A 9,191-nucleotide genomic window follows, 5' to 3' on the forward strand; every position below is an offset into this window, starting at 1 on the left:
GCAGCATTCCTCCCCGGTCGACAGAAGAGGAGTCCAGCCTGACACTACCGTGGGACTTGGCCTGGATGTTCAACTCTGTAAGCGCGTAGATACGCAACGGTACGAGTGAGCGATCGCCGCGCAGAGGAAGGCAAGGCCAAAGTTTGGAATTGAGGGAGGACTGCGACAGGGCTCAGCTCCCGGGGTGGTCGCACCACTCGTAGCACCCGCAGGCGCAGCGGAGTTGAAGGTCCGAGAGAACCACTCGCGCCGCACGCTTGCAGATCTCCACGATCAGACATCGTGGGGCGGGTCGGCTATGACCTGGTTGCCCGACTGAGTGACGAATCCGGTGTCCAGCTCGACGTGAACCGGATTGGATTCCTATCTGGACAATAGCCGTCAGTAATGTGACCATGGTCATATCACCCGGCATGAGTGCGCCGGTGAGGCCGTGAGTAGCTCACGCCCGTACCGTGAAAGGTTGGACTTGATGGTCGAGCAGATCAATAACGAGCCTGGTGTGCCTCTGGTGGAGGTGTCGGAGTCTCCGCGCGATGACGGCGGCGGGAAGGAGGTCGATCCTTCCATGCTCCGTCGCGCCGTGATCGCGAGCTGCGCGGGTTCCTTCGTTGAGTACTACGACTTCGCCGTCTATGCCGCCCTGACGCCCGCCATCGCGAGCACCTTCTTCTCGGAGACAGACCGCGTGACCGGACTGCTGAGCACACTCGGCATCTTCGCCCTCGCGTTCGTCGCTCGGCCGCTCGGCGGTGTCGTCTGGGGTCGCTTCGGCGACAAGATCGGGCGGCAGACGACCCTGGTCGCGGTCATCCTGTTGATGTCGCTCAGCACGGCCGCCATCGGCTTGCTCCCGAGCTACCAAATGATCGGCGTACTGGCACCGCTGCTGCTAGTGGTCCTGCGCATTTTGCAGGGTCTCTCGGCGGGAGGCGAGCTACCGGGCGCGACGATTTTCGTCGCCGAGTCTTCTCCGAACCACAGACGGGGCTACTTCGTAAGTTGGATCGGGGTGTCGATCACGTGCGCGACTCTGGCAGGCCTTCTCACCGCTGCACTGCTCGCGGAGGTGCTCTCTACCGAATCACTGAATAGTTGGGGATGGCGCATTCCGTTCCTGCTTGCCCTGCCGTTAGGTCTCGTCGGGCTCTACATTCGAGTCAAGCTCGACGAGTCCCCGGCCTTCAAACTCGCACGCCAAGCCGAGGCGACGTTCGACAGCCCGCTCCCCGAGGTGCTGGGAAAGGTCTCGATGTACCGTCGGATGACAGTGACCGGGCTGCTGGGCGCCGGCGCATTCCTCGGCTACTACATCATGATGATCTACATGCCGACTCTGCTGACGAGCGAACTCGGCTTCGACTCCGGAGACGGCCTCCTCGCGATCTGCGCTGGCGGCGCCGCCATCGCCATCCTGGGACCGGTCATGGGCGCCCTTTCCGACAGATTCGGTCGGCGGCCTGTCCTCGTCTCCGCGGCGGTTGGCCTGATCGTCTTGACCTACCCCTGCTTCCTGCTTCTCGACACCGGTAGCTTCTTGGCGGCCGTGGGGGCGCTGATAATCATTGCGATCCCGGTCGCGGCGGGACAGGCCGTCTACGTGACGGCCGCGCTGGAACGCTTCCCGACCACGATCAGGTACACCGCGTTCGGGATCAGCTACAACGTTTTCGGGCTGATCGGTGGCACCGCGGCATATGTCTCGACATACCTCGTCGCGGAAACCGGGACCATCTACGCGCCTGCGTTCTACCTGATCGTTGTGGCAGTGATAGTGCTGGTGACAACGCTTCGAGTGCGGGAAACCGCGAGCCGCCCGCTCGAATCGGCGTAGCAGAGGGTGGGTCAGTACTTCGGTGGCGACCCGCCCGCAGCCCACAAGAGACCGACGGGTGAGGAGCCCCAACTCGTCCACCTCCGCCGCGGTGTGAAGGTCGCCGGTCATCATCAGCAATTTCGCCTTCTGCATTCCGATGAGGCGGGGCAGCAGCCACGATCCGCCCACATCGACGGACAACCCCCGTTTCGGGAAAACCTGCGTACACGTGTCATTGCTGGAACTGACGACGAAGTCGCAGCACAACGCGAGGTTCCACCCGCCCCCGCTCGCCGGGCCCGGCACCTTGGCGATCGTCGGCTTCAGAAATTCTTGGAGTGTCACCGCTGCCTCGGAAATTTCAGCATCGTGGCCGAGGATGCCCGGTTATGGCCGCCGCAACCTCAATACTGACCTCCAACGTCCAGATAATTCCGATGCGGTCGGCCAGAGGCCTCACTTGTCGGTAGGCACCTTACTGAACGAGCACGGGTAGGAACATGCACTTGTCCCTGGTGGGAAATGTAGCTCTGGTGACCTGCACGCCGACCGCGCAGACGCCGTAGCCGGCAACCTAGACGAGCAAGGTCTGCGCGCCAGAAGTTTCGTCTGTGACAGTCCAGAGCTCGCTCGGTCCATCAACTTCCTCGGTGGGCCCGATCGACATCCTGGTGAACATCGTGGGATGGGCCGGCGACGATCCGTTCGTCTCGCTCGACTACACGCAGATTCGCAATCTCGTCGATGTCAACGAAGGACGTTGCTCAGAAAGCGTCAGTGATCAAATCGCTGGCGCACGAGCAGATCAGAAAAAAGCTACTCCGCGAGTGGTTTATGGCATCATCCGGGCGCGGACCCCGACGGTGCCATGCGCCACCCCCGGTCAAGAACGACCCCAGCGGCTGCTGGGTCCAAACAAGGGTGGTCAAAGATGACACAATCTACATTGGTCGAGGCACGTACCGGCCGAAACGCATCGATAGTTGCTCTACTTATGCTCAGCGGCATAGCCCTCGACATACAGTACGGCATCCTCGCTCCGCTGGTCGGGGCGATTGCCACAGAATCAGCCCTGTCGGGGTCCGAGATCGGATGGGTCCTGAACGCGCTGATGGTCGGCAGTGTCATCTCCGTCGGCCTCACAACGCGCATGGGCGACATTTACGGGCATCGCAAGGTCCTGATGGCACTCATCGTCCTAGCGATGGTCGGATGCGCCCTGGGTGCGATCGGCCATGGCTTCTGGCCTCTGGTTGTCGGTCGATTCCTCATGGGACTCGCTGTCGCAATTCCACTGAGCTGGGGCCTCCTGCGTCCCCGCGCCACCGCACGTCAGATCCGACTTGTCTCCTTAGGGCTATCGACTGTGATGGCGATCTTCACGCCGCTCGCACTCATTGCCGGCGGCATTATCGTTGAATTGGGATTGCCGTGGGAAAGCGTCTTCTGGGTGAGCTTCGCTCTGTTCGCAGCAATGCTGATCCTCGCCTACGTCTCATCTGAGACGCCTGCAGCCGCCCGTGCAGTTGTTCGCCTGGACTGGTTCGGTGCACTGGGGCTCGGCCTTTGGGTCACGGCCATGCTGATCGGAATCAGCGAACTCCCCAGCCGGGGCTGGAGCTCACCCATCGTGCTCTCCTCGTTTTTCGTGAGCGCAGTGACGTTGACTGCGTGGATTAGTCAGCAGCGGCGCACTAAGGAGCCCCTCGTCTCGTTCCGCAACATGGACCTACGCCAGACCCTCATCGGATATTCCGGGATCCTCTTGATAAGTCTCGTCGGTCAGGGCCTGTTTATCGTGCAGCCAGCACTGCTACAGACGCCAACATCCTCCGGGTTCGGCCACGGCCTGTCTGCCCTCGAATCTACATACGTACTGCTCGCGCTGATTCCCGGCGCCACACTGGGATACCTTTGGACACGATGGGGACTCAAGCATTTGGGTCCGAAGATCGTCTTGGTCGTTTCTGGAACCGCTTCGATCTTCGTCTTCCTCGGGTTCGCTTTCGCGAATGACCAGGGCTGGATGCCCTGGGTATGGACGTTCCTCTATGCCCTTACGACCCTGAGCTGCCTGACCACCGGATACACACTCGTTGCGGCGGCCGGCCGTCAGGACAACATGGGGGTGACGATCGGCATGCAAAACATCGTCCAGTTTGTCGGGGCGATGATAGCCGTCGCAGTTGTGTTGAACGTGCTAGCGCCCGGTGCCGATGGACACATTCCAGAGGCAACCTTCATTGGCATCTATGTCGCTTCCGCTGTGATTGTCGCCCTGTTCGTCATCGTGTGGGCTGTCCTTGCACCGAAGCACATCACTGATCGACACGCAATCGATACAGAGAGCGATCCGACGAAGGTCCACGTTGCTGCCCACTAGCCTCGGGCTTTCACGCCGGTAGATAGGCGAGGCGTGCCAGACGGAAGAATGGTGCTCTGAGCTGCGAAGATTGATCTTGCGAAGGAAACAATCCAGCCAGCAGGAGCAGCACCAAATGAGTGGTGAGCAGGTCTACGTCGTCGTACCCCACCCTGTCCGTCGATGCCACCGGAACCGGTGTCGTGTCGCACGCCGGAGCGGTGACACTGCTCGGCACTGCCGAGGTCACCGGACGCAACGCAGCCCTCTCGCAGAGCCTGTCACCGTGGCGGAAACCGTTGCCGCACTTCGACCCCGGCAAGATCATCACCGACCTCGCAGTGTCGTTGACGCTCGGCGGGGACTGCCTCGCCGACATCGCCACCCTGCGCGAACATGCGGCTGTGTTCGGGAAAGTTCCCTCCGATCCGACCGTCTCCCGTCTGATCAGCGCGTTGGCCGCAGATGCACCCGCGGTGTTGACCGCCATCGACACCGCGCGGGCAACTGCCCGCGCGACGTCGTGGGAACACGCCGGTGACCACGCGCCTGATCACGACATCACCGCGCAGAATCCAATCGTCATCGACCTCGACGCCACCCTCGTCACCGCGCACTCGGAGAAGGAATCTGCTGCTCCGACCTACAAACGCGGCTTCGGATTTCATCCCCTGTTGGCGTTTGTCGACCACGGTGCCGACGGGACCGGTGAACCCGTCGCGGCGCTGCTACGGCCAGGTAACGCCGGCTCGAACACCGCGGCAGATCATATCGAGGTCACACGAAAAGCACTGGCACAGTTACGCTCTGCAACCGGACCTCGTCCGGGCCGAACGGTGATGGTCCGTACCGACGGTGCCGGAGCCAGCCACACATTCATGACCTGGCTGCACAACAAGCGGGTGTCGTATTCGATTGGGTTCGGGCTCACCGACGCGATGGTCACCGCCCTCGCTGTCGTTCCCGAGAGTGCGTGGTCTGTCGCCGTCGACGCCACCGAGAAGGTCCGCGACGGCGCCTGGGTCATCGACGCCACCGGCCTACTCGACCTCACCACATGGCCGGCCGGAATGCGCGTGATCATCCGAAAGGAACGCCCGCACCCCGGTGCGCAGTTGCGGTTCACCGATTCCGACGGTCTTCGATTGACCGCGTTCGCCACCAACACCGTGCGCCGGTCAGATCCAAGATCTCGAACTTCGGCACCGTCGCCGCGCCCCGCTGCGAAGACCGCATCCGCACCGCCAAGGACACCGGACTGACCAATGTTCGGTGCACGGGTTCGATCAGAACCGCATCTGGTTGGCGATCGTCCAACTCGCTCTCGACTTGATGGCGTGGACTCAGATGCCCGGCTTCACCGACCACGAAGCACGCAGGTGGGAACCCAAACGTATACGCCTACGCATCTTCTCGGTAGCCGGACGCATCGCTGCCCATGCTCGACGCACGCACCTACGCCTATCGAAGAACGCGACATGGTCGACCCTCATCGTCGCCGCACTGACCCGATTGGCGGCACTACCCGCGCCCGCCTGACCGCAATTCACCCGACCCGACGACCCCGAAAGAACCCCTACCTCAGGCCGTGGATCCGAGCGCTGCCGATCGACATCGGTCGCGCCCTCGCGCGCCAACGGGTTCGAAACACAATCTCGACCTGCTCAGGCCAGCACGTCACCGGGAAGAAAGTTCGAGGCTAGGGATTCGGACGCTCGGTCTCGTCTGTTGCGGTGCCGCGTATCCGGGAAAGAACGTTCCAATCGTGATAAATGGGGTCGTCCGGGTAGATCGTGCCGCGGCTGGCGGTGGAAGGATAGCCGAAGATTTCCCAGTAGTCCCCGTTCGGCGGGAGGGTCTGGACCCATTCGAAGATCACCAGGCGACGCAATACTTTCCACTGCCCACGTCTCTTCTCACAAAGATCTCGATACCGTCCGGACAACACGATCGTCCGTTCCGTCTCGACGCGGACGTAGGTGAACACTGTCTCGCGTTTCGCCTGATCACCGAGCATCTCGATCAGTACGTTTCCGCAATTGTGCACAGCTGTGTATCGAGTCGTCCTACTTCGCTCGTGAACCAGGTCGCAGAAATCGTGAGCCGACCCCACGAAGGCTCCGTGGTCCTCAGTCGCGTCCGGCCAGAATGTCGACTTGACGAGTTCGAGATCCTTGCGATCCTGGCCACGGATATAGAACATCATGTTCTCGTAGATGGCCTGTTTGTCGAGAAGCTCCAGCACTGCCGAAGCCGACGCCGAATCATCAGTCACCACGTCTATCCTTTCTGGCACAGGTCCAGTCGACGATGCTGGTTCCCCAGCGGCGGCGCCGGACTCGTCATCGCACGGGCACGAACAGCGGGACGTATTCGTCTGCTCCCGACGGCCCGGACTTGTGGAATTCGGCGCGGACCCGAAGTCCTGCCACGAGGTCGTCGCGCTCGACGTCGACGAGCTGGGTCCACCACCACGGCCCCTCGTCCAGTTCGACCACCGCGATGGTGAGCGCGAGCGGCGTGTCCGAGTCCGCGGACCGCTGTGGAACGAACGCCCACGATACGACCCGGCCGAAGCCTGACGCTTCCACCCACTCGAAATCGGTATTACCCACACTGTCCTGTTCTGCTGTCGGGGACAGTATTTCACCGGATTCCACGGTCCTCCGCAGGAGGAATACGCCTCGGGCGGTTCCGTCGAAGAACTCCGCCGTGGCCGTGTCGCGAACAACAGGCTGAATGTACATGGGTCAGAAAATCCCTCCGCTGACGCCGACCAGACCGTTTACGAGCCCACGATCAAGGTCGAATGGTGGTCGAGTATTCCCCCGTTGCCCGATACCAGGACGACCTCGTGCCGGTCCTGCTGCCGGGCACCTGCCTGACCACGTGCCTGGATGACGGCCTCCGAGAGGGGGGTCATTCCCCACATGTAGTACGAGGACAACTGTCCGCCGCCGGTGTTCATTTTCAGCTTGCCACCCGGGCCGAGGATTCCCGGCGTCGCCACGAATTCGCCTCCCTCTCCTTTGGCGCAGAAACCGTAGTCCTCCAGCGTGACCATCGCCGTGTAGGTGTAGCAGTCGTAGATCTCGACCAGATCGATGTCCTCGACGGTGACGCCTGCCATGGACATGGCCGCCGGACCGGATTTCGCTGCACCGGTCATCAGCCCGAAGTTGTCGTCACGACGTAGCCTCGAGCCCGGATGGCTCTGTGCCCAACCGAGAACGTGGACAGCCGGCTGATTCAAGTCGCGTGCCCGCTCGGCCGTGGTGACGACAACGGCGATACCACCATTCGATACGAGGCAGCAGTCGAACAGGTGAAACGGATCGCTGATGATGCGCGAGTTCTGATGGTCGGCGACGGTGATCGGTGTACGCATCTGCGCCAGTGGGTTGAGTACCGCCCACTCACGCTGAGCGACGGCGAGAGCACCGAGCTGCTCTGAAGTCGTCCCGTATTCGAGCATGTGTCGCCGCGCGGCCAATGAGTACAGGACGTTCGGGACCACGGCTCCGGTCGCACGCTGAAGTCCCGTCCAGCCGGAGTGCGCCCGATGACCGTCCGAGTAGGCAAGCCCGGCCCCGGCGCCCTCGACCAGAGGAGCGTCACCGAACACACACACGACGACCTCGGCCATCCCCGACTCTACGGCCATCGACGCATACTGAACCATGGCACCAGCGGTCGATCCGAATGCCTGCATTTGAGCCAGAAGCGCGAGATCACGCAAGCCGAGATCGACCTGCAACCCGAGGCCGATATCGTTTGCTACGCCCGACGAGATGAGCAAACCGTCCACCTCGGACAGGAGCAGGCCAGCGTCGGCGAGCGCCAATCTGCTTGCTTCTGCGGCGAATTGACTACTGCTTTTGCCGTACACCTTTCCCAGTTCGGTCATTCCGAGACCGACGATGACGGGCGATCGGGTGGTACGGGGTTTGTTCGTCATCGTCCTGTCCAATCAGGTAGCCGTTTCTCGACGAAGGCGCGCGCTCCCTCCTGCGCGTCCCGCGATTGCTTTATGCGTCCCGCTTCCAGTCGGTTGCGTGCCCAGTCGGCGGCCTCGCGTTCCACAGCTCCGTCAGTGATGCCGGCCGCGATTCGCTTGGTGGCTTGCACCGCCAACGGCGCGTTGGCCGCAATGACGCCAGCCAGGTCGAGTGCGACGTCGAGGGCCTGGTCCTGAGGAACGACGCGGGTGGCCAACCCCAGTTCAAATGCTCTTGCGGCCGATATCGGCTCACCGGTGAAGGCCATATCCAGAGCGATCTTGCGCGGAATCTGCTGCGCCAATCGAAACGCACCGCCGGCAGCCGCCACCAGACCTCGACGGACCTCGGGCAACCCGAACTCGGCGCTGTCCGCGGCAACGACCAGATCACTGGCCAACGCCAGTTCGGTACCACCACCGAGTGCGAAGCCGTTGACCGCAGCGATGGTGGGCTTACTGACGGGATGGTTTACATACCCTGCGAATCCCCAGCGAGCGCGTTGCCCAGCGGGGTGGATGTCTTTCCCCTCGGCAAGCGCCTTGAGATCTGCCCCGGCACAGAACGCTCGGTCGCCTGCCCCCGTCAGCACGACGGCTCGCACCGTCGGATCGGTTTCGGCGGTCTCGAGCGCTTGGCCGATGGCTTCGGCGACGTCCCTGTTGATGCAATTTCGGACGTGTGGTCGGTTGATCGTGATCAGGAGTACGTTGCCGCGCTGCTCGACCAGAACCACGTCGAGGTGCAACTCTTGGGCGATTCCGGTTGTCATGATATGCCTCACTGCCATCGAAGTCAGGATGGTCGACCGGGCCGGCTCATGCGTGGTCATCGTGGGACCGACGCTGACGCCCGACGACGGTCGCGGGCCTCGATCGCCGCATCGAGCAACTGCCGATGATCCTCCGACACCGCCGACACACGCTCGGCCTGAAAACCCAGATCCAACGTCACACTCGACAGCAAATGCAGAACAGCATTGAGCGCCTTCTTCGTCCCCTGCACCGCCACCGAC

The 9,191-nt window shown here is 62.3% G+C and carries 7 protein-coding genes and 3 pseudogenes; 4 read left to right on the forward strand and 6 right to left on the reverse strand.

Annotation, left to right across the window (positions count from 1 at the left end):
* The first annotated feature begins 472 nt into the window (after positions 1-472).
* Complete coding sequence (locus AC1DWT_RS47175; RefSeq protein WP_477925901.1) at positions 473-1,834, forward strand: MFS transporter; 1,362 nt, start codon at positions 473-475, stop codon at positions 1,832-1,834.
* Positions 1,835-1,903: 69 nt separating this feature from the next.
* On the opposite strand, the pseudogene AC1DWT_RS47180 reads toward AC1DWT_RS47175, so the two are convergent.
* A pseudogene (locus tag AC1DWT_RS47180) lies at positions 1,904-2,161 on the reverse strand (enoyl-CoA hydratase/isomerase family protein); the annotation flags it as partial.
* 305 nt (positions 2,162-2,466) lie between these two features.
* Between AC1DWT_RS47180 and AC1DWT_RS47185 the strand changes: the two are divergent.
* The 3 genes and pseudogenes from AC1DWT_RS47185 to AC1DWT_RS47195 all read left to right on the forward strand — a co-directional run bounded on the left by AC1DWT_RS47185 (position 2,467) and on the right by AC1DWT_RS47195 (position 5,717).
* Complete coding sequence (locus AC1DWT_RS47185) at positions 2,467-2,751, forward strand: hypothetical protein (protein ID WP_231914124.1); 285 nt, start codon at positions 2,467-2,469, stop codon at positions 2,749-2,751.
* Positions 2,748-4,199 carry an MFS transporter gene (locus tag AC1DWT_RS47190; protein WP_197487890.1) on the forward strand — a complete coding sequence of 484 codons (1,452 nt, stop codon included), beginning with the start codon at positions 2,748-2,750 and terminating at the stop codon, positions 4,197-4,199. The genes AC1DWT_RS47185 and AC1DWT_RS47190 overlap by 4 nt, the downstream gene beginning before the upstream one ends.
* Positions 4,200-4,321: 122 nt before the next feature.
* Positions 4,322-5,717 (forward strand): annotated as a pseudogene (locus AC1DWT_RS47195) (IS1380 family transposase).
* A 160-nt stretch (positions 5,718-5,877) separates the two neighbouring features.
* Here the strand turns inward: AC1DWT_RS47195 and AC1DWT_RS47200 are convergent.
* The 5 genes and pseudogenes from AC1DWT_RS47200 to AC1DWT_RS47220 form a co-directional block, all read right to left on the reverse strand.
* Positions 5,878-6,423 (reverse strand): nuclear transport factor 2 family protein, encoded by a 546-nt coding sequence (locus AC1DWT_RS47200; protein ID WP_477925902.1) that lies wholly within the window; start codon positions 6,421-6,423, stop codon positions 5,878-5,880.
* A 97-nt stretch (positions 6,424-6,520) separates the two neighbouring features.
* The gene (locus AC1DWT_RS47205) at positions 6,521-6,925 is read right to left on the reverse strand and encodes a Zn-ribbon domain-containing OB-fold protein (RefSeq protein ID WP_061698288.1); all 405 of its coding nucleotides are present in this window, start codon (positions 6,923-6,925) and stop codon (positions 6,521-6,523) included.
* A 38-nt stretch (positions 6,926-6,963) separates the two neighbouring features.
* Positions 6,964-8,136, reverse strand: coding sequence for a thiolase family protein (locus AC1DWT_RS47210; RefSeq protein WP_477925903.1), 1,173 nt, complete (start codon positions 8,134-8,136; stop codon positions 6,964-6,966).
* The gene (locus AC1DWT_RS47215) at positions 8,133-8,948 is read right to left on the reverse strand and encodes a crotonase/enoyl-CoA hydratase family protein (RefSeq protein WP_477925904.1); all 816 of its coding nucleotides are present in this window, start codon (positions 8,946-8,948) and stop codon (positions 8,133-8,135) included. The genes AC1DWT_RS47210 and AC1DWT_RS47215 overlap by 4 nt, the downstream gene beginning before the upstream one ends.
* Positions 8,949-9,004: 56 nt before the next feature.
* Positions 9,005-9,191: pseudogene (locus AC1DWT_RS47220) on the reverse strand (hypothetical protein); the annotation flags it as partial.

This window comes from Rhodococcus sp. P4_B6, assembly GCF_056402215.1.